The organism is Actinokineospora lacus (assembly GCF_053813445.1).
Genome location: NZ_JBQERA010000007.1, coordinates 266,836 through 288,017, shown reverse-complemented (window position 1 = coordinate 288,017; position 21,182 = coordinate 266,836). Strand labels below are relative to the sequence as shown.

The window sequence follows — 21,182 nt, the reverse complement described above, 5'->3', positions numbered from 1 at the left end:
ACCAGGTCAAGCGGCGGGGACCAGCAGGGTGTCGACGAACTGGGCGAGCTGGAGCGCGGTCGGGTGGTCGAAGGCGACCGCGGCGGGCAGCGGGACGCCGAGGGCGGCCTCCAGGGCGTTCTTGAGCTCGACGGCGACCAGGGAGTCCAGGCCGAGCCGGGCGAACTTGGTGCGTGAGCCGACGTCGTCGACGTCGGGGAACCGCAGCACCTCGGCGACCTTGACCCGGATGAACTCGTCGAGGGACGCCAGGCGCTGGTGCGCGGGCAGCGCCAGCAGCGCGGGCAGGTCGACCTGCGCGCCGCCCGCCTCGCCGCCGGGCCTGGCCAGGTCCCCGCGCAGCGCGTCGTCGGCCCAGTCGACCTGCCCCGCGGTGACCGAGACCGCGGAGCCGCTGAGCAGCGCGGTCAGGGTGCGCATGGCCTTCGCCGGGCCGATCGCGCGCAGGCCGTCGGTCTCCTCGCCGACCGGGCCCCAGGCGATGCCTAGGGCGGGCAGCCCGGCGCGGGCGCGCTGGTGGACCAGGTGGTCGAGGAACTCGTCGGCGGCGGCCTGCTCGGCGTCGGCGACGCCCAGCACCGAGGCCAGCGACCGGTACGCGACGAAGAAGTCCAGTTCGGGGAGGTCCGCCTCGTGCAGCAGCACGCCGCCGTGGACCTTCTCGGCGAAGCCGTTCGCGGCGTGCACGACACCGCCGACGGGCGGCTTGCCCGACAGGGCCGCGGCCAGGTCGCCGCCACGGTGCGCGGTGGCGGGCAGGCCGGACAGGTCCGGCTCGGCGACGTCCAGGTCAGGGGCGTCGGGGGCGTCGACCAGGAGGAGGTGACCGGCGCCGAGGGCGGCCAGCCTGGCCGCGGTGCGCAGGCCGAGCCCGCTCAGCCCGCCGGTGACCACGTACGTCCGGTCGGGGCGGATGGCCACCGGGCGCGGTTCGGGGGCGTGCGGGTCGGTGAAGCGCAGCACCAGCTTGCCGACGTTCGCGCCGCGGCTGAGCACGCCGAACGCCTCCTCGACCTCGTCGAGGGAGTAGCCGGTGGTGGTGACCGGGTCCAGCTCGCCCGCCGCCAGCCGGGCGGTGACGTCGAGCATGATCTCCTTGTTGAGCCGGACCGCCTCGTCGGCGGGCAGCTCGCTGAAGTCGAAGTTGTGGTAGCGCACGCCCGGGAAGTTCGCCGCGACCTGCTCGGGCGCCCACACGTCGACCTTGCCCAGCTCGACGAAGCGCCCACCCGGCCGCAGCGCGCCCAGCCCCGCGGGGATGAACTCCTTGTTGAGGCTGTTGAGCACGATGTCGACCCCGCCCGCGGCGCGGACCTGCTCGGCGAAGTCCAGGTCGCGGGAGTTCATCAGGTGCGTGACGCCCTGGGCGGCCAGGACCGGCCACTTGTGCGGGCTGGCGGTGGCGAAGACCTCCGCGCCCGCGGCCTTGGCCAGCTGCACCGCGGCCTGCCCGACCCCGCCCGCGGCGGCGTGGATGAGCACCCGGTCGCCCGCCTTCATGCCCGCGAGGTGGTGCAGGGCGTAGTGGGCGGTGACGTAGGCCGACGGCTGGCCCGCCGCCTCGGTCCAGCCCAGCCGGGCGGGCTTGGCCACCGCCGTCGCCGAGGGGACCGTGACGCGGTGCCGCATGAGCCCTGGGTAGTTGACGATGACCTCGTCGCCGGGCTGGAACTCCGCGGTCGGGCCCGCGGCGAGCACGGTGCCCGCGCACTCGAAGCCCAGCGGCTGCGGCTGGTACTCCGCGCCGGTGCTCTCGGCGTGCTGCTTGAGCATGCCCAGGGCGTTGAGGACGTCCTTGAAGTTCAGGCCCGCGGCCTGCACGCGCACCTGGATGTCGCCGCCGGAGGGCAGCTCGTCGGGCACGGGGACGGGCTTGATGTCGGCGAAGCGGCCGTGCGCGGTGATGGCCAGCGCGGTGTTGCCCTCCTCGGCCGGGCGCACGGGCAGCAGCCTGCGCACGTGGCGGTGCCCGTCGCGGTAGGCCAGCTGGAACTCGCCGCCGTCGCGGGCGGCCCACTCGTCGACCAGGGCCGGGTCGCCGCCGGTGGGCAGGTCGACCAGGGTCACGCGCAGGTCGGGGCGCTCGGCGCCGAGCGCGCGGCCGTGGCCCCACGCGGTGGCCGCGGCCGCCCTGCCCGTGCTGCTGCCGCCCGTGCTGCTGCCCGGGATGCTGATGCCCGTGACGCTGCCAATGGTGTCGCCCGGGACGCTGCCGATGGTGCTGCCAGCGGTGCCGTCGGTGATGCCGTCGGTGATGCCGGCCGGGGTGTCGTCGGTGACGCTGTCCGGGGTGTCACCAGCGGTGTCGCCGGGCAGCCACTGGGCGCGCTCGGTGACCAGCCAGAGGCGCTGGCCGGTGAGCCGGGCGGCCAGGGCGCGCAGGTCGGCGAGGTTGGCGGCGCACTCGCCCGCCAGGTCGCCGCCGGGCCGCCAGAACCAGCACACGTCGGTGGCCTCGGCGATCAGCTCCGGGTCCGTCGAGAGCCGGACCCCCAGCTCGGCGGCGCGCCCGGCATAGGCATCCGGGTCGCCGTTGACCAGCAGGACGTGCCGGGGCCCCTCGGCGGCGGGCGGGCGCTGCGAGCGCTTCACCCAGGCCGCGCGGTGCAGGAACGCGGGGCCCGCGGAGAGCCGCTTGAAGCCCAGCCCGCGGACCTCGGCCACCGGCTGCTCGTCCTCGAGCACCAGCAGGTCGACGGAGCGGTCGATGTCGGGGTGGGCGTTCTCGGTCAGGCGCAGCAGGACGCGCAGGTCGCGCGCCTTGGGCTTCTTGAACAGCCGCAGCTCGCCGAAGCGCACCGGCAGGTAGTTGTGGCCGTCGTCGATGAGCGGGGCCACGGTGTGCAGGGCGCCGTCGAGCACCGGGGGCGGCAGGAACGCCATCCCGGTGGTGTCCTCGCCGCGCAGGTCGCCGATGGCGAAGTCGGCGCCGTGGCGGGCGGTGGACAGGACGCGCTGGAACTGCGGGCCGTAGCCCATGCCGACGGCGGCGAAGTCCGGGTACAGCTCGTCGTTCTCGCGGATGTCCTCGGCCGCCCTGGTCGAGGCGGCGCGGACCCGCAGGTCGCGGCCGGGCGGGCCGGGCTCGATGAGGTCGCGGGGGCCGCCGAGCATCGCCGTGGCGTGGCAGCGGGTGACGCCGCCGTCGAGCACGCTGAGGATCTCCACCGAGCCCGCGTGGCAGACCCGGGTGCGGATCTCGGTCAGGCCGGTGAGGAACAGCGGTTCGAGGATGCGCACCTCGGACAGGGTGCGCCCGGCGTCGCCGTAGATGGCGTCCTGCAGCGCGAGCAGGATCTCGATGTAGCCCGCGCCGGGGAAGACGACCTGGCCCGCGACGACGTGGTCGGCGAGGTAGGCGGGGTGCTCGGGGCTGATCAGCGCGCGGAACTCGCGCAGGCCCTCGGCGCGCGCCTCCGCCGAGCCCACCTCGACGCCCAGCAGGGGGTGGTGCTGGGCGTCGAGGCGGGGGGCCGGGGAGGGCAGCCAGAAGCGCTTGCGGTCGAACCCGTAGGTGGGCAGGGTGATCCGGCGGCGCTCGCGGCCGCGGTAGAAGTCGGCCCAGCGCACGGGGACGCCCTTGCGGTACAGCTCGGCGAGGGCGCGCAGGGGGGCGTCGTCGTCCCCGAGGCAGGCCAGCCGGTCGGGCTCGCCGGTGGGCGGGCCGAGTTCCAGGAACACGTGCGCGCCACGGCGCTCGACGGCGGCGCGGGCCGCGGCGAGGTCCGGGGCCGCGGTGGCCTGGCGGACCCAGTAGTCCGGTTTGGTGATCTCCGCGCGGCGCGCGACCTTGCCGGAGAGGGCGGCGACGAAGGCCAGCGCGGTCTCGTTGAACCGGACACCGGCGGTGGCGTCCTCGATGCCGTCCTCGCGGGCGGCGACCAGGGTGGCCGCGTCCTGGACCGTGAACAGCCCGGAGATGGTCGCCGCGACGATCTCGCCGACGCCGCGGCCGAGCATGATGCCGGGTTTGACGCCCCACGACAGCCACAGCCGGGCCAGGGCGTACTGGGTGGTGAACAGCGCGGCGTGGTCCCCGCCGCGTCCGGCGAAGGCGCGCCCGCACTCGGCGGCGGCCTCGCGGTAGGCGGAGAAACGCCCGCGCAGCGCGGAGTCGTCCGGCGCGGCGCCGTGGGCGTCGTCGAACAGGAAGGCGACCTTGGCGTTCTCGTCGGGGCCGTCCGGGGGCTCGGCGTCGAGGAGGGCGGCCAGCTGCTCGCGGTCGTGGACGACGCCCGCGACGCGCAGGGGGAAGTGGGCGCGGCCGACGGCGGCGGTGTAGCAGAGGTCGGCGGTGTCCTCGTCCAGGTGGGCACGGAAGCGCTCGACCTGGGCGCGCAGGGAGCGGCGGTTCTTCGCCGAGAGGGTGAACACGTGCCCGCCGTCGTCGGCGGTCGGCTCGGCCGCCGCGGGCGCCTGCTCCAGCACGGCGACGGCGATCGTGCCGCCGAAGCCGAAGCTGTTGACCACGGCGCGGCGGGTCGGCGCGGTCCAGGGCGCGGTCTCGGTGGGGATGGTGATGGGGTAGCGGTCCCAGGGGACGCGCGCGGACGGGGTCTGGAAGTTCAGGTGCGGGTACACCTGCCCGTCGCGCAGTTGCAGCACGGTCTTGACCAGGCCGGCCAGGCCCGCGGCCGGTTCGAGGTGCCCGATGTTGGTCTTGACCGAGGCGACGGTGACCGGGGCGTCGGCGAAGACGTCGGCGATGGCGCCCAGCTCGATCGGGTCGCCGAGCGGGGTGCCCAGGCCGTGCGCCTCGACGTAGGTGACGTCGGCGGGGGCGAGGCCGGCGTCGGCGAGCGCGGCCAGGATGACCCGCTCCTGCGCGGCGCCGTTGGGCACCGAGATGCCCGGCCCGTCGCCGTCCTGCCCGACGGCGGAGCCCCGCACCACGGCGAGGACGCGGTCGCCGTCGCGCTGGGCGTCGGCCAGGCGCTTGAGCACGACCGCGCCCGCGCCCTCGGCGCGCACGTACCCGTCGGCGTCGTCGTCGAAGGCGCGGCACCTGCCCTGTCCGGAGAGGACGTTCGCGGCGGCGAGGATCGCGCTGGGGCGCGGGTTGTGCAGGGTGTTGGCGGACGCGCACAGCGCGATGTCGCACTCGCCGCGGCGCAGGCCGACCACGGCCTGGTGCAGCGCGGTCAGCGAGGAGGCGCCCGCGGTGTCGACGGTCATGCTGGGGCCGCGCCAGTCCAGGAAGTAGGACAGCCGCCCGGACAGCGCGAACGGGGTGATGCCCGCGGCCAGGGCGCCGTCGATGTCCTCCTCGCGCAGGCGGTCGATCTCCATGGCGTACTCGGAGACGCCCGCGCCGACGTACACCCCGCCGTTGCCGCCGCGGCGGGCCGTGGGGTCGATGGCGGCGTTCTCCAGCGCCTCCCACGCGGTCTCCAGCAGCAGCCGCTGCGTGGGGTCGGTGTACCGCGCCTCGGCCGGGGTCATGCCGAAGAACGCCGGGTCGAACTCGTCGATCCGCTCCAGGTACCCGCCTGTCCCGGCGTCGGCGCGCTCGGCCGGTGGCGCCCCGACACCGTCGCGGCCCGCCCGGAGAAACCCGGCGAACTCCTCCGGTGTGCGGGCGCCCCCCGGCAGCCGCAGTCCGATCCCGACAATGGCCACGGACTCGTGCGAAGTCACCATGGTCCAATCCCTCCCGCTTGAGCGCCACCACCTAAGCAGCAGGTCCTGACAGGACTCTGACAAACCACGCACACCCCCGCGGCACAGGGAATTATTCACACCGGTACAGGTGAATAGCACACCCACCGCGAAATTGCTGTCCTAGAATGCCCAATTCCTTCGACTCCCCCGAGAGCGGACGTACGATCGGCACGCAACGACGCACGGCTGGTGAAAGGGCCGTCTCGGCACAAAGGAACTGGGAGACATCCGATGGAGAATCGCTGTCCCGCGCTGGACACGAGCGGCCGGAATATCCACGCCGAGGCCGCGGGGCTGCGCGCGCTGGGCCCGACCCAGGTCGAACTGCCCGGTGGCGTGCTGGCCTGGTCGCTGAACAGCTACGAGCACATCAAGCGCGTGCTGACCGATCCGAACGTCACCAAGAGCGCCCGCAACCACTGGCCCGCGTTCATCAACGGCGAGATCCCGCCGGACTGGGAGATGATCAGCTGGATCGCCATGGACAACATGGTGACCGCTTACGGCAAGAACCACGTGCGCCTGCGCAAGCTCGTCGGCAAGGCATTCACCCCGCGGCGCACCGAGGCCATCCGCCCGCGCGTGGTGGAGCTGACCGAGATGCTGATCGCGGGCCTGAAGGCCCAGCCCGAGGGGGCGGTCGTCGACCTGCGCGAGAACTTCGCCTACCCGCTGCCCGCGATGCTCGTCGCCGACCTGATCGGCATGAAGGAGCAGCAGCGCGTCGCCACGGCCAAGGTCATCGACATGATGGTCGACACCACCGTGACCCCCGAGCAGGCCCAGGCCGTGCTGGCGGGCTGGCGCGGGGCGATGACCGAGCTGATCGCCGAGAAGCGGGCGACCCCCGGCGAGGACATCACCTCCGACCTCATCGCCGCCCGCGACGAGGACGGCTCGCGGCTGTCCGAGCAGGAGCTCGCCGACACGATCTTCGCGATCCTCGGCGCGGGCTCGGAGACCACGATCAACTTCTTCGACAACGCCATCACCGCGCTGCTGACCGTCCCCGGCCAGCTCGACCTGATCCGCTCGGGCAAGGCCACCTGGGACGACGTCATCGACGAGACGCTGCGGGTGGAGTCCCCGCTGGCCAGCCTGCCGCTGCGCTACGCGGTCAACGACATCGACCTCGACGGCACCGTCATCCCGCAGGGCGACGCGATCCTGGTCAACTACGCCGCCGTCGGCCGCGACCCCGGCCTGCACGGCGCCACCGCCGTCGACTACGACCTCACCCGCGAGGACAAGCGCCACCTGTCCTTCGGCTACGGCCCGCACTACTGCCTCGGCGCGGGCATCGCCCGCATGGTCGCCGCCATCGGGCTGGGCACCCTGTTCGACACCTTCCCCCAGCTCTCGCTCGCGGTCGAGCGCGACGAGCTGCAGCCGCTGCCGACGTTCATCATGAACGGGCACCGGTCGCTGCCGGTCCGCCTCACCGCCGTGGCGGAGGGCGTCAACGCCGCCTGACCCGAACCCCGCGGAAAGAGGCCCGGCAGCCACGCTGCCGGGCCTCTTTCGCGTCAATGGGAGAACAATAACGCCAACGTTTCCAACCGGCCATTGTGGAATCCTTTTAGGCTTCATTGTGGACATTCTTCTCCAGCGCATTTCCGGAGATCAAAGAATGACATCGCGAGTGCGACACTTGTCACCATGGGTGAATTCGACGGCAAGACCGTCCTCATTACCGGCGGTGGCAGCGGAATCGGGCTGGCCACCGCCAAGCGACTGGTGGCCTCGGGCGCGTCTGTCGTCCTGGCAGGCCGCGACGGCGAGCGTCTGGCGACCGCGGCCAAGACCCTCAACGCCGACGAGCAGGTGCTGACCGTCCCGGCCGACGTCTCGAGCACCGCCGACCTCGACGCGCTCTACGCCGCGGCGGGCGAGCGGTTCGGGGCCCTGCACGGGGTGTTCGCCAACGCGGGCGTCGCCTCGGCCGCGCGGGCCGCCGACGTCACCGAGGCCGAGTTCGACAAGGTGATGGGCACCAACCTCAAGGGCGCCTACTTCACCGTGCAGAAGGCGCTGCCGCTGCTGGCCGACGGCGCCTCCGTGGTGCTGAACTCGTCCTGGCTCGTGCACCGCGGCGCGGGCATGGCCTCGGTGTACGCCGCGAGCAAGGCGGGCGTGCTCAACCTGGCCCGCAGCTTCGCCCCCGACCTCGCCGAGCGCGGCATCCGGGTCAACGTCGTGACCCCCGGCCACGTGCAGACCGAGATGTTCGACGGCGTCACCGGGGGCAACGACCAGATGCGGGAGTTCTTCCGCAGCCAGGTGTCCCTCGGCCGCCTCGGCGAGGCCGACGAGATCGCGGGCGCCGTGGTCTTCCTGCTGTCCACCCAGTCGGTCTACGTCACCGGCCAGGAACTGGTCGTCGACGGCGGCCTCACCGCCTCGATGCCCGGCTGAGCCGCCCGACCCTCTAGAGAGAAGGGGCCCCCGATGGGGAACGTCCACACGACCCGGGCGGTGGTGCTCGGCGGGAGCATCGCCGGGCTGTTCGCGGCCCGGGTGCTCACCGAGGCCTACGACGAGGTCGTCATCGTCGACCGGGACACCCTGGTCGGCGTCACCGAGCCGCGGCGCGGCTGCCCGCAGAGCAGGCACATCAACGGCCTGCTGGCGCGCGGCCAGCAGGTGATGGAAAGCCTGTTCCCGGGCATCACCGAGGAGCTGTTCGCCGACGGCGTGCCGACCGGCGACCTCGCGGGCGACGTGCGCTGGATCTTCAACGGCAAGGCGCTGGTGCAGCAGGGCGCCGGGCTGGTCTGCGTCTCGGCGAGCAGGCCCAAGCTGGAGTTCCACATCCGCGGGCGGGTCGAGGCCCTCCGCGGCGTCACCTTCGCCGAGCGGCGCACCGTCCAGGGCCTGGTCACCACCCCGGAGAACGACCGGGTCACCGGCGTCCGCGTCCACAACACCGACGAGGACACCGAGGAGACCATCACCGCGGACCTGGTGGTCGACGCCACCGGCCGCGGCTCCCGGACCCCGGTGTGGCTGGAGCAGCTGGGCTACGGCCGGGTCGTCGAGGAGCGCAAGAAGGTCGGCCTGGGCTACGTCTCCCAGCACTACCGGCTCACCACCGACCCGTACCGCGGCGACCTCTCGATCAACCCGGTCGCCTCCCCCGAGCTGCCCCGCGGCGCCATCTTCACCAAGACCGACGGCGGCCGGGTCGAGCTGACCACCTACGGCATCCTCGGCGACCACCCGCCGACCGACCAGGAGGGCCTGGTCGACTGGCTGGGCACCCTGGCCGTGCCGGACATCCAGGCCGCCGTACGCGACGCGGAGCTGCTGGACGAGCCGGTGGCCTTCCACTACCCGACCACGCTGCGCCGCCACTACGAGGACCTGGACCGCTTCCCGCTGGGCCTGCTGGTCACCGGGGACGCGGTCACCAGCTTCAACCCGGTGTACGCGCAGGGCATGACCGTCTCCGCCCTGAGCGCGCTGGTCCTGCGCCAGCACCTGCACAGCAACGGCGACCCCGACCCGCTCTCCTACTTCGAGGACCTGGCCACCACCGTCATCGACCCGCCGTGGCAGATGACCAACATGGTCGACCTCTCCTTCCCCGGGGTGCAGGGCGAGCGGACCGTCGAGGTCCGGATGGGGCAGTTCTTCCTCAAGCTCGTCCAGACCGCCGCCGCCCGCGACGGCAAGGTCACCGCGGCCTACATGCGCGCGGCGGGCCTGATCGACCGCCCGGAGTCCCTCAAGCGCCCGGCCCTGGTCGCCCGAGTCCTCTGGAACGTCGCGCTGAGCGGTCTTTCCGCGCTGCTCAGCCGCAAGTCCGCCACGCCCGCGCCGGTGGCGGCCCCCGCCGCTCCCGCGCGTCCCTCCACACCGGAGGCACCGGTCAAGCAGGCGGCACCGGTCAAGCAGGCGGCGCCCAGGAAGAACAACCGCAACAACGGCCGCCGCGCGGCCTGAGCACAGCACACCCCGCACACCCCGCACACCCACAGCGTCCCCGGCCCACCAGGGCCGGGGACGCTGCTGTTTCCCCGCTGCTGTTTCCCCGCTGCTGTTTCCCCGCTGCTGTTTCCCCGCTGCTGTTTCCCCGCTGCTGTTTCCCCGCTGCTGTCACCCCGCTGCTGTCACCCCCGCCGCCGTCACCCGCCGCCGTCTTTCGCCTGACGCCGTCTTTCGCCTGGCGGACAACGACAAGCGGGGCGTGGCCGATGGCCACGCCCCGCTTTGCCGAGCGTGTCAGGCAGCGATCCCGAAGTGCGCCTTCGCCAGCTCCCGGTTGGCGCGGGTCGCCAGGAAGCCGCCGACCCCGGCATGGCTGTGCAGCATCGACATGTCCCGCCAGACGCGCTCGATGCGCTCCCCCTGCTTCACGGAGCTGGACCCGGCGGTGGGCACCAGGTGCGACTCCACGGCCGACCAGGCCAGGCGGATGACCTCCCGGCTGATCGTGGAGAGCCGCATCTCCTCCTCACGGGTGAACGCGGCCGCGCCCTGGGCGCTCAGCTCGCTCCACTGGGCCAGCGCGCCCAGCACCGCGGTCTCGGCCGTGGCGATCTTCCCGGCGGCCTCGCCGTAGTTGAACTGGAAGTCCGGGTCCTCCGTGCGCGGCACGAAGGGGACGAACGCGGTCATCCTGGAGCGCATCAGCCCGGCGTAGGCGTCCAGCGCCCCCTTGGCCATCCCGACCGCGAGGAAACCCAGCTCCAGCAGCATGAAGCTGAGCGGACCGCCGCCGTACTCCGACCCGTGCAGCGCGCGTCCCGGCGTGCCGTCGACCACGCTGTACTGGCTCAGGTGCGTCGCCAGGGCGTGGCCCTCGGGCACGAACACGTTCTCCACGGTGATCGAGTGCGACCCGCTCCCCCGCAGCCCGAGCTGGCTGCCCCAGTCGTCGTGGCGCCGGAAGGCCGAGCGCGGCACCACGAACAGCAGCGGGGTGGGCGGCAGCCCCTCGCCCGCGGGCGCCACCAGGGCGTGCGCCATGAAGTGCGTGGCGTAGGGCGAGCCGGAGCAGTAGCCCCAGGTCCCGTTCACCACCCACCCGCCGTCGACGGGGACGGCCGAGCCCGCGGGCCCGACCGTGGTCGGGCAGATGAACTCCCCGTCGGCGAACAGGGCGTCCTGGGTCGGCTTCTCGAACAGGGTGGCCGCGGCCAGCGCGTGGGCGTGGCCGAAGACGTACATCCACGCGGTGGACGGGCACCCCCTGGCCAGTGCCATCGCCACCTGGCCGAACGTGCGCACCCCGAACTCGTACCCGCCGTAGCGGGCGGGGGTCAGCAGGCGGTAGAAGCCCGCGTCGGAGAACGTCTGGTGGACGTCCTCGGGATACTGCCGCAGGGCCTCGGTCTCCCCCTGCCGCTCGACCAGCGTCAGCGCGATTGCCTCCGCCCGCGCGATGACCTCCGCGGGAGTGAGACCGGGCTCAGGCACACGGGCTCCGGTCACCGGAGCGTTCGGCGCGATCGTCATGGCGGCGCGTTCCCCTGTTCTACTCGATTGACTGCAGCGGCGCGTCCGGCGCGGCGACGGCGGCGGCCAGCACGGAGACGAACTCGGTCACCAGCGCGACGGCCGTGCTCTCGTCGACGAGGTTCGTGTCGTACTTGAGGCTGCCCACCAGCTCACCGCTGGGCAGCACGTCCATCGCCCACAGCCCGCCGTCGGGGATGGCCGAGGCGACCCGCTGGGACAGCACGCGCCTGCGCAGCTCGGTGATCGTCAGGCCGCCGACCCGCTGGACCTCGAGGTCCGCGGGGGACTGCAGGATCTCGAAGGCGATCACGGCGTGGTCCTGCCTGGCGAACTGGGCGATGACCCCGGGCGCCTGGCCCACCACGATCGGGAACGGGATGTCGTTGGTGTAGGACTCGATGCAGGTGCCGCGGGTGCGCTCGACCACCTCGCGGAAGGTCGCCGCGCCGGTCAGGTCCGTCCGCAGGGCGACGAAGTTGAAGAACGGCCCGACCGAGTCGAGGAACCGCGGCTGGTAGCGGCCGGAGGTGAACGTCGGCACCACGAGGTCGGTGACCCCGGTGCGCCTGCTGAGCACGACCTTGTAGGCGGCCAGCAGCACCATGAACGGCGAGCTGCGCACCGACTTGCCGAACTTCACCGCGGTCTGGCCGATCTCGACGGGCACCGTGAAGCGGTGCACGGCGTAGGAGTTCGGCTTGTCCGCCGAGCGCGGGCGGTCGGTCGGGACGGCCTGGATCTCCGCGCCGTCGAGCTTGGCCTTCCAGTACGCCTGCGGCTTGGCCATGCCCGCCGCGGCCTCGGCCGAGTGCTGCCACGCGGCGAACTCCCCGTACTGGGTGACCTCCGGCAGCTCGGCGTCGAAGCCGAGCCGCCGCGCGTAGCAGCGCGCCACGTCCCGCATGATCACGCCCATGGACCAGGCGTCGGTCGCGGTGTGGTGGGTGGCCAGCACCAGGATGGAGTCCTCGCCGTCGAAGCGGGCCAGCTCGGCCCACAGGTGCGGCAGGACGCCGACCGGGTAGGCCCGCGCCTCCATCTCGTTGAGGAACTCCTCGGCGCGGGTCTCCCGCTCGGCGGGGTCGACGCCGGGCAGCTCGTGCTCGCCGAGCGGGACCGGCATCGGCGGGTGCACCACCTGGTGGCGCGGCTCGGCGGCGCGCTCGATGACGGTGCGCAGGCTCTCGTGCCGCACGACCACGTCGTCCAGCGCCAGGCGCAGGGCCGCGGTGTCCACGGCGCCGGTGATCCGCCAGCCGTAGACCAGGGTGTGCCGGTTGCAGAAGGCGCCCTCCTCCTCGCCCTTGTCGAAGGCGCAGAGGAACTCCTGGTTGAGCGACAGCGGCAGCGCGCCACCCAACCCCTGAGACGCGGGGGAGGTCTCGGAGACGGTCATGGTTGTGCGCACCCTTCCTAGGCGGCGGCGTCGAGTTGGGTGGTCAGGCTCAGCGGGCGCAGGTCGGTCCAGTGCGTGCGCACGTGCTCAAGGCACGTCTCGCGCGCCGCCGGTCCGAACGCGACCACCCAGCCCGCGGGCACGGCGGCGAACACCGGCCACAGCGAGTGCTGGCCTTCGGCGTTGACCAGCACCTGGAAGCTGGCCTCCGGGACGTCGAACGGGTTCGTCATCGCACGTTCTCCTCGCTCTGCGGCCCGACCAGCTCGTCGAGCGCCGCGGCCGTGGGCGCGTTGAACAGGTCGGCGATGGTCAGCTCGACGCCCAGCACAGCCTGGATGCGGCTGATGAGCTGCATGCCCAGCAGCGACTGGCCGTCGAGGTCGAAGAAGCTGTCGTCCACACCCACCCGCTCCACGCCGAGCACCTCGGCGAACAGCGAGCACAGCACGGCCAGGCGCGCGGTGCTCGGCGCGCGGTAGTCCGACTCGGACTCCACGGCCGGGGCGGGCAGGGCCTTGCGGTCGAGCTTCCCGTTGGGGGTCAGCGGGAGCGCGTCGAGCACGACGAACTGGGGCACCATGTACTCCGGCAGCAGCCCGCGGGTGTGCGCGCGCAGGGCGCCCAGGTCGACCTCGGCGCCGCCCGCGGGCACGACGTAGGCGGCCAGGCGGGTGTCGCCGGGCTCGTCCTCGCGGGCCACGACGGCCACGTGGGCCAGCCCGGGGAAGCGCGAGACCACCGAGTCGATCTCGCCCAGCTCGACCCGGAACCCGCGGATCTTGACCAGGTCGCCCGCGCGGCCGACGAACTCCAGCGTCCCGCCGTCACCGCGGCGCACCAGGTCGCCGGTGCGGTACATGCGCTCCCCCGCCCCGGTGAACGGGTCGGCGACGAAGCGCTCGGCGGTCAGGTCGGTGCGGCCGAAGTAGCCGCGGGCGAGCCTGCGCCCGGCCAGGTACAGCTCGCCCGGCTCGCCCTCGGGGGCCGGGGTCATGGCCGGGTCGAGCACGTAGGCGCGGATGCCCTCCATGGGCAGCCCGACCGGGACGCCCGCGGCGGTGTCGTACGGGTTGCGCATCGGGGTGTTCGCGGCGAACAGCGAGACCTCCGTGGCGCCGTACATCGCGCGGACCACGGTGCCGGGGCAGGCGTCGGTGACCCGCTTGACCGCGCCGGGCGCGACGACGTCGCCGCCGGTGAGCACCTCGCGCACCCCGGCGAAGCAGTCCGGCGCCTCCTCGGCGACGATCCGGAACAGCCCGGCGGTCAGGTGCAGGCCGGTGATCTTCTCCGCGGTGATGAGCCTGCGCAGCGTGGACACGTCCAGGTCGCCGGGCGGGGCGAGCACGATGCGCCCGCCGCGCAGCAGCGGCACCCACAGCTCGTAGGTCGAGACGCTGAACGCGTGCGGGGCGAGCAGCAGGAGCCGGTCGTGCCAGCCGCTGGCCCAGCAGGAGTCGTTGACCAGCCCGAGCACGCCGCGGTGGGTGACCACCACGCCCTTGGGGTGGCCGGTGGTGCCGGAGGTGTACATCAGGTACGCGGCCTGGTCGGCGCTGGTGGGCCCGCTCGGGTCGGTGCTCGGCTGCCCGGAGAGGTCGTCGCGGTTGACCACGATGACGTTGGTGGTCCTGGGCAGCCCCGCGGCCTGGTTCGCCGAGTCGGTCAGCAGGACCATGCCGGTGGGCGGGCTGGCGTTGTCGACGATCCACTGCTTGCGGTCGGCCGGGTAGGCGTCGTGCAGGGGCAGGTAGAAGCCGCCCGCCTTGAGCACGGCCAGGACGGAGACGATCAGCTCGACGGAGCGCTCCAGCAGCAGCGCGACCGGGATCTCGGGACCGACACCGAGGTCGACGAGCCGGTTGGCCAGGCGGTTGGCCCGCTCGTCGAGTTCACGGTAGGTCACCTCCACCCCGCCGGCGGAGACGGCCACCGCGTCCGGCACCCGACTCACCTGGGTGGCGAAGCACCCCTGAATGGACGGGAAATCCATGACGTACTCCTATCCGTGCGGCGGCGTAGGCCCGCGGTCCAGCGGCTCGCGTCGCCGGAAAACCTGCGTCGACATTGATCGTCACACCCGTGGGGTGCCGGTCGCATCTCCGGCTATGCCGTCCAGTGTGGACAGACGATCGGCGGAAGTGCCCAGGTCAGCCGCGGTGAGTGAAACTCACACATGTCGCGTATGACCATCTCATGTCGCCACCGAAAAACGACTGTGGGCCCTTCCCCATCGGGAAAGGGCCCACAGTGGACGAATGCTCAGGAAGCGGGTTTGACGTTGGCGTTCTGGTCGAACAGGTTCGCCGGGTCGTAGGTCTTCTTGATCCGCGCGAGGCGGGCGTGGGTCTCGCTCGGGTACAGCAGCGCGACGTCCTGCTCGGTCACGTCGCTGAGGAAGTTGGCGTACTGGCCCGTGCCGTGCGCGGCCAGCGTGCGCCAGGTGCCCAGCGCGGCGTCGACATCGGCCTGGCTGGCGTCGGGGGCGACGAAGGTGCCGGAGAACATCATGACCTCGGCGTCGCGGTGGGCCATGGCGGTCGCGTCCGACGGCACCCGCGCCAACGCGCCGCCCAGGGCGCGGACCTGGAGCACCGGGGGGTTCTCGGTGCCGAAGGCGGCCACGATCGCGTCGATGAGGGCGTCACCGAAGTCGTCGGCGAACAGGCTCTTGACCACCGAGCGGACGCCCTCGGGCGACTGCGGGTCGTCCAGCACGTCGAAGTAGTCCTTCTCCTGGACGTCCTCGCGCAGCGCCGTGCCCAGCGACCGCAGCGGCGCGATGGCGGCCTCGGCCGCCTCGGCGTCGGCGCCCGCGTAGCAGACCAGGACCTGGGCCATCGCCGGGAAGTCCGGGCCGAAGGACGGCATGATGGTCACCGAGCTGTTGAGCTGCTCCGGCGCGGTGCGCATGTGCTCGCGCCAGCCGCGCAGCACCTGGCCCAGCTCGTCGAGGCCGTAGTCGATGGCGCCCGCGTGCACCCGGCCGAGCTCGACCGCGGAGAACTCCAGCAGCGTGACGACGCCGACGTTGCCGCCGCCGCCGCGCAGGGCCCAGAACAGGTCCGGGTTCTCCGTGGCGCTGGCGCGGTGCACCGCGCCGTCGGCGGTGACGACGGTGGCGGCCAGCAGCTGGTCGACCGCGGAGCCGACCTGGCGGACCAGCCAGCCGATGCCGCCGCCGAGGGTCAGCCCGCCGACGCCGACGGACTTGGTGTCGCCCGAGGAGATCGCCAGGCCGTGGTCCTGCAGGAACTTGGCCACCTCGCCCCAGGTGGCGCCGGGGCCCACGCGGACGACCCGGTCCCCGGCCAGTTCGACCTTGTCCAGCTTGGACAGGTCGATGACGACACCGTCGGTGTTGGTGCCGAAACCGGCCATGTGGTGCCCGCCGCTGCGCACCGAGACGGTGCGGCCGGACGCGGCGCCGAAGCGGACGGCGGTGATGACGTCGTCGACCCCGGCGGGCCGCAGGACGACCGCCGGGCTCCCGACGGCGGCGTAGGTCTTGCGCGCCTGCTCGTAACCCTCGTCGCCGGGCAGGATCACCTCGCCGGTGAAGTCGCGCCGCAGTGCGTCAATGTCGGCCAGGCTCATGACAGCCCCTTCTGGCTCTGTGGAATCGGCCCGGCTTCCCCACTCGCGGACCCGCTTGCTGTCTACCAGTGCGCGCGACCCCGCAACAACCGCGGCGCGGGAAGTGAGCACGCGCGGAGAGCGAAAACGGCCGTGCGCGGCAAAAAGCGCCGCCGGACCTGGGGTCCGGCGGCGCTTTCCGCGGTCAAGATCACACCGAGGACAGCGGCGCCTTGTCCGACCCGGCCTTGCTCTGCTGCCCGAGCGGGCGGACGTGGCGCAGCTTGGTCAGCACCAGGACCGCCACACCGGCCATGACCACCGCGCTGATGTAAGCGACGGTGTGCATCCCGCTGGTGAACGCCTCGCGGGCGGACTCCATCAGCGGCCCCGCCGTCTCGGCGGGCAGCGACCCGGCCACCGTCAGCGCGCCGGGCAGGCTCTCCCCGGCCACCGCGGCGGCCTCGGCGGGCACGTCGGGCCCGACCTCGACGCTGGAGCGGTAGACCGTGGCGCCCACGCTGCCCAGGATGGCGAAGCCCATCGCCGAGCCGAGCTCGTTGCTGATCTGCGGCATCGCCGCCGCGGTGCCCACCTTCTCCACGGGGGCGGCCCCCACGATCAGGTTGACGCCCAGCGACAGCAGCGGACCGCCGCCGAGGCACCAGACCGCGAAGCCCGCGATCAGCAGCGCGGGGCTGGAGTCGGCCTCGACCTGGGTCACCATCAGCAGGCCGACGACCACGATGGCCAGGCCGCCCGCGATGAGGTAGCCGGGCCCGTAGCGGCGGGCCAGCAGCTGCGAGCCGATGGCGCTCAACGTGCTGATGGCCATGCCCGGCAGCAGTGCCAGGCCCGCGACGAACGGCGTGAGCCCCTGCACCATCTGGAAGCTCTGCGTCATCAGCATCATGGTCGCCGCGGTGAACACGCTGATGAACAGCATGCTGACCAGGCCGATGCCGAAGTCCGGGTTGCGGAACAGCTTGAGGTCCAGCAGCGGCTCGGTGATGGTCCGCTGCCGGGCCACGAACGCCACGCCGACGGCGATTCCGACGGCCATCGCGGCCAGCGGCACGGCCTGCCAGCCGAACTTGGCGATCTCCTTGACGCCGTAGACGAACGGCAGGATCGCCGCCAGCGACAGCGCCACGCTCACCAGGTCCAGCGGCGTGCTCCTGCGGTGCTCGCTCTCCGGCAGCAGCGTGCGGCCCAGCAGGAGCAGCAGCAGCATCGGCGGCACGGCGAGCAGGAACACCGAGCCCCACCAGAACGTCTCCAGCATCGCCCCGCCGACCAGCGGCCCGATGATCGCCCCGACGGTGAAGGTGCCCGTCCAGATGCCGATGGCCAGGCCCATCTGCCGGGGGTCGGGGAACATCGTGCTGATGAGCGCGACCGCCGACGGGCCGAGGGTGGCCCCGGCGATGCCCAGCAGCGCGCGGGCCCCGATCAGCATTTCCGGGCTGGTGGCGAAGGCGGAGAGCACCGCGGCGACGGCGAACGCCGCCGCGCCGATCATGAGCAGCCGCCTGCGCCCGATCCGGTCGCCGAGGCCGCCCATGGTGATGAGGAAACCACCGAGGAAGAAGCCGTGGATGTCCATGATCCACAGTTGTTCAACGCTGTCGGCGCCCAGGTCCGCGCTCACGTGCGGCAGGGCGAGCAACAGCACGAAGACATCCACCGCGACGACCAGGGAGGCCAAGCAGAGCAAGGCCAACCCCAGCCATTCCCGTCGTCCGGCCCGCGGTAAGGCCCCGACCACGCTCCCAGCTGTCATCCCAATCCTCCTCGCCGCCGTCCGACCCGCTCTCGCGCGGCCGAGAAGGCGCCTTGTTTCTCTGTGCCGGAAAACCGGCTTTTATCGGTGGTTCACCGTTTTCGGCTGGGTGTGCGCGAAAGGCGCCCGGCGCGGGTCCGGCCTCGGTCCGGCCGGTCCCGCGAGACCCGGTTACGCGGAGACCGGCCCGCACACCTCGTCGAGGGCGTCGCCGAGGGTCAGGCAGATCTCCTGCACGTCGGCCTCGGTGGTGACGAACGGCGGGGCGATGACGATGTAGTCGTCGTCGCCGCGGATGATGAGACCGCGCCGCAGGCAGGCCAGCGCGACCGCGGTGCCCGTGCCGATGCCCTCGGGGTCCTTCAGCTTGATCCCGTAGAGCAGGCCCGCGCCGTGCATCGTGCCCCGGTCGCCGACCAGGGCGGTGATCCGCGGGCGCAGCGTCGCGTCGAGCGCGGCGATGACGTCGAGGAAGCGGCCGTCGCGGAAGTGGTTGACCGCGGCCAGCCCGGCCGCGGAGGTCAGCGGGTTGGCCGAGTACGTGTGGGACGGTCCGAACGCCTTGGGGCCCTTCGGCCCGCCCAGCAGCCCCGCGACGCGCTCGCCGACCAGCACCGCGGCCAGCGGGGCGTACCCGCCGGAGATGCCCTTGCCGACGCAGATCAGGTCCGGGGTGGTGCCGAAGGTCTGCGCGGCGAAGTTGGCCCCGGTGCGGCCGAAGCCGGTGACGATCTCGTCGAAGACCAGCAGCACGTTGTGCCGGTCGCAGATCTCGCGCAGCCGGGCGAAGTACGCCGCGGTCGGCACGGCCATCGCGCGCAGGTAGCTCAGCGGCTCCACGATGAGCGCGGCGACGGAGTCGGGGCCCTCGGCGAGGATGGTCCGCTCCACAGTGGCCGCGGCCAGCTCACAGGCGTCTTCTTTGGACAGGTTCTGGGTGGACTCGAAGAACTCCGGCGGCCAGACGTGCACGATGCCGGGCAGGCCGGGGCCGAACATGCCCGAGACCGGGTGCCCGGTGATCGACAGCGCGCCGAAGGTGGAGCCGTGGTAGCCGTCGTAGTTGCTGAGGATCTTGACCTTGCCCGGGTTCCCGCTGAAGCGGTGGAAGAAGCGGGCCATCCGGGCGGCGGCCTCGACGGCCTCGGAGCCGCCGCTGGTGAACTTGACCGAGGTGATGCCCTCCGGCGCCAGCTCGACCAGTGCCTCGGCGAGCCGCAGCGCGTTGCGGTTGGTGCCGTGCAGCGGGGGGTTGAAGGCCATGCGCCCCAACTGCTCGGTCATGGCGCTGGTGATCGGCTCGCAGTCGTAGCCGAAGCAGGTGACGAAAACCCCGGACAGCGCGTCCAAGTAGCCCCGACCCTGCTCGTCGAAGAGCCGCACCCCCTTGCCCGACTCGAAGAGGATGGAGTCCGCCGAGTGCGGCATCTCGAAGCAGAAGGCGGACATGTCGGCTGGCCAGGGTCCACTGTGGGCGGTCATGGCGAATCTCTCCTCCGGACGCGACTGAAAAGGCTTCCCCCCACCGGAAATGTTTGGGCCGTACGCCTCTACCAGGTGGGCCATTCGCGGGGGACAAGGACCAAAAACGTGAGGAACGCCTGAAAACTAACAGCAGGCCCAGTTCCGATCCACCCCGATCGCGCAAGCTGAGCACGTTAGGATAAAGGCGTCACTGTGCCGATACGGTGCGGATACGCCCCGCACAGGCCAGCAGATTGCGCACGCTGGAAGACATCGGGAACCATCGCCGCTGCCAGCATGGCCACCAGCGGTCGACGCCCGCGATTGGCCGGAAACGGTCAAAATAGCGCGCCAGCGAAAAGAAAGGCGTGCGCCAGTCACTTTCCCGCGAAGATATCGCACCTCTCACTTTTGGCGGAGACGACATGACGACGGACAGCACGCTGCCCCAGACGAACGATGTGTCCGATTTCTACGACATCGTGACCCAGGTCCTCATCGCGATCTGGGGCGAGAACTTCCACGTCGGCTACTGGACCTCCGAGGCCGACGACAGCAGCGACTTAACCGCCACCGAGCGGATGACCGACCTGCTCATCGCCAAGCTCGCCCTGACCTCCGACGACCGCGTCCTGGACATCGGCTGCGGGATCGGCGTCCCGACGCTGAAGCTGGCCAAGGCCACGGGCGCCACGGCCGTCGGCGTGTCGGTCAACCCGGCGGAGATCGCCCAGGCGAAGCGCATCACCGACGAGCGCGGCATGAGCGAGTCGGTGACCTTCGACGAGGCCGACGCGCACGCCATGCCCTACCCCGACGCCTCCTTCGACGCGGCGTGGGCCATCGAGTCGCTGCTGCACATGGACCGCGCGGCGGCCCTGCGCGAGGTCGCCCGCGTGCTGAAGCCGGGCGGCACCTTCGTCATCACCGACCTGCTGCGCCGCGGCGAGCTGTCCAGCGACGAGCGCACCGACCTGGAGAACATGGCCCTCTCGGAGGTCCTGGACCTCGACGGCTACCGGTCGCTGCTGATCGACTCGCCGCTGGAGCTCGTCGAGGTCACCGACATCGGCGACCACACCATGCGGACCCACGACCGGATGGCGGCGCTGGCCAAGGAGAAGTACGACGAGCTGATCGAGCGCTTCGGCACGCCCGCCGAGGAGATCATGGGCGTGATGACCAACCCGGTCCGGCTGTCCATGGTCCTGGCCGTCGTCCGGCGCCCGGCCTGACCCACCGGCCTGACCCACCCGGAACGACCACGCGACGCGACCAGCATCCGCTTTCCCGCCGGTGTTGTTCGCGTCGCGTGGTCGTCTCGCGCCTCGCGCCTGGGCCGCGCCGCACTGCCGCGCCGCACTGCCGCGCCGCACTGCCGCGCCGCACTGCGGCCACGACCTCAGCACACGAAGACGCGCACTGTCTGAAGCAGACAGTGCGCGTCATTCGCTCGGCCCCGGTATTGCCTTACCGGGAAGGTCGGTCAGCCCAGCAGCGGACGGACCTCGACCCCGCCGTCCATGATCGGCACGAACTTGCCGATCTCGACGGCGTGGTCGATGTCACGGGCCTCGACGACGAAGAAGCCGGAGAGGTGCTGCTTGTTGTCGGCGTGGAACGCGCCGGTGGTGACGTCCTCGCCGCGGATGGAGCGGGCGAGCTTGGTCTGCTCGGTGGCGAAGCCCGCGACGACAGAGCCGCCGGACTCCTTCACCAGGCCCTCGACGTTACCGTGCGCCTCCATCACCTCCGGGGGCATGTCCGCCATGCCGTTGGGGGTCTCCCGCTCGTAGATGAGGATCGCGAACTGCGGCATTGTGGTGATCTCCTTAA

At 72.1% G+C, this 21,182-nt stretch carries 13 protein-coding genes; 4 read left to right on the top strand and 9 right to left on the bottom strand.

What is annotated here, in order from left to right:
• Window positions 1–6 precede the first annotated feature (6 nt).
• Window positions 7–5,640: a type I polyketide synthase gene (locus ACTG9Q_RS19735; RefSeq protein WP_455574288.1), complete on the bottom strand. Its 5,634-nt coding sequence runs from the start codon at window positions 5,638–5,640 to the stop codon at window positions 7–9.
• Window positions 5,641–5,892: 252 nt separating this feature from the next.
• Here ACTG9Q_RS19735 and ACTG9Q_RS19730 point away from each other — a divergent pair, with 252 nt between their 5' ends.
• The 3 genes from ACTG9Q_RS19730 to ACTG9Q_RS19720 all read left to right on the top strand — a co-directional run bounded on the left by ACTG9Q_RS19730 (window position 5,893) and on the right by ACTG9Q_RS19720 (window position 9,606).
• Window positions 5,893–7,134, top strand: coding sequence for a cytochrome P450 family protein (locus tag ACTG9Q_RS19730; protein WP_455574287.1), 1,242 nt, complete (start codon window positions 5,893–5,895; stop codon window positions 7,132–7,134).
• A 186-nt stretch (window positions 7,135–7,320) separates the two neighbouring features.
• On the top strand, window positions 7,321–8,076 hold the full coding sequence (locus ACTG9Q_RS19725; protein WP_455574286.1) for an SDR family NAD(P)-dependent oxidoreductase: 756 nt from the start codon (window positions 7,321–7,323) through the stop codon (window positions 8,074–8,076).
• Between the two features lie 33 nt (window positions 8,077–8,109).
• Window positions 8,110–9,606 carry an NAD(P)/FAD-dependent oxidoreductase gene (locus ACTG9Q_RS19720; RefSeq protein WP_455574285.1) on the top strand — a complete coding sequence of 499 codons (1,497 nt, stop codon included), beginning with the start codon at window positions 8,110–8,112 and terminating at the stop codon, window positions 9,604–9,606.
• A gap of 279 nt (window positions 9,607–9,885) precedes the next feature.
• Here the strand turns inward: ACTG9Q_RS19720 and ACTG9Q_RS19715 are convergent, their stop codons facing one another.
• From ACTG9Q_RS19715 to ACTG9Q_RS19685, 7 genes are all read right to left on the bottom strand, one after another.
• Window positions 9,886–11,082, bottom strand: a complete 1,197-nt coding sequence (locus ACTG9Q_RS19715) for an acyl-CoA dehydrogenase family protein (RefSeq protein ID WP_455574284.1) — start codon at window positions 11,080–11,082, stop codon at window positions 9,886–9,888.
• A gap of 58 nt (window positions 11,083–11,140) precedes the next feature.
• Window positions 11,141–12,520, bottom strand: a complete 1,380-nt coding sequence (locus ACTG9Q_RS19710; protein WP_455574283.1) for a condensation domain-containing protein — start codon at window positions 12,518–12,520, stop codon at window positions 11,141–11,143.
• A gap of 17 nt (window positions 12,521–12,537) precedes the next feature.
• On the bottom strand, window positions 12,538–12,753 hold the full coding sequence (locus tag ACTG9Q_RS19705) for an MbtH family protein (protein WP_455574282.1): 216 nt from the start codon (window positions 12,751–12,753) through the stop codon (window positions 12,538–12,540).
• Window positions 12,750–14,516 carry an amino acid adenylation domain-containing protein gene (locus ACTG9Q_RS19700; RefSeq protein ID WP_455574281.1) on the bottom strand — a complete coding sequence of 589 codons (1,767 nt, stop codon included), beginning with the start codon at window positions 14,514–14,516 and terminating at the stop codon, window positions 12,750–12,752. The genes ACTG9Q_RS19705 and ACTG9Q_RS19700 overlap by 4 nt, the downstream gene beginning before the upstream one ends.
• 269 nt (window positions 14,517–14,785) lie before the next feature.
• Window positions 14,786–16,120: an FAD-binding oxidoreductase gene (locus ACTG9Q_RS19695; protein WP_455574280.1), complete on the bottom strand. Its 1,335-nt coding sequence runs from the start codon at window positions 16,118–16,120 to the stop codon at window positions 14,786–14,788.
• Window positions 16,121–16,310: 190 nt separating this feature from the next.
• Window positions 16,311–17,882, bottom strand: a complete 1,572-nt coding sequence (locus ACTG9Q_RS19690) for an MFS transporter (protein WP_455574279.1) — start codon at window positions 17,880–17,882, stop codon at window positions 16,311–16,313.
• Between the two features lie 171 nt (window positions 17,883–18,053).
• Window positions 18,054–19,364, bottom strand: coding sequence for an aminotransferase family protein (locus tag ACTG9Q_RS19685; RefSeq protein ID WP_455574278.1), 1,311 nt, complete (start codon window positions 19,362–19,364; stop codon window positions 18,054–18,056).
• A gap of 407 nt (window positions 19,365–19,771) precedes the next feature.
• Here ACTG9Q_RS19685 and ACTG9Q_RS19680 point away from each other — a divergent pair, with 407 nt between their 5' ends.
• Window positions 19,772–20,581 (top strand): methyltransferase domain-containing protein, encoded by an 810-nt coding sequence (locus tag ACTG9Q_RS19680; protein WP_455574277.1) that lies wholly within the window; start codon window positions 19,772–19,774, stop codon window positions 20,579–20,581.
• A gap of 251 nt (window positions 20,582–20,832) precedes the next feature.
• Here the strand turns inward: ACTG9Q_RS19680 and ACTG9Q_RS19675 are convergent, their stop codons facing one another.
• Window positions 20,833–21,165 (bottom strand): YciI family protein, encoded by a 333-nt coding sequence (locus ACTG9Q_RS19675; protein ID WP_455574276.1) that lies wholly within the window; start codon window positions 21,163–21,165, stop codon window positions 20,833–20,835.
• Window positions 21,166–21,182 lie beyond the last annotated feature (17 nt).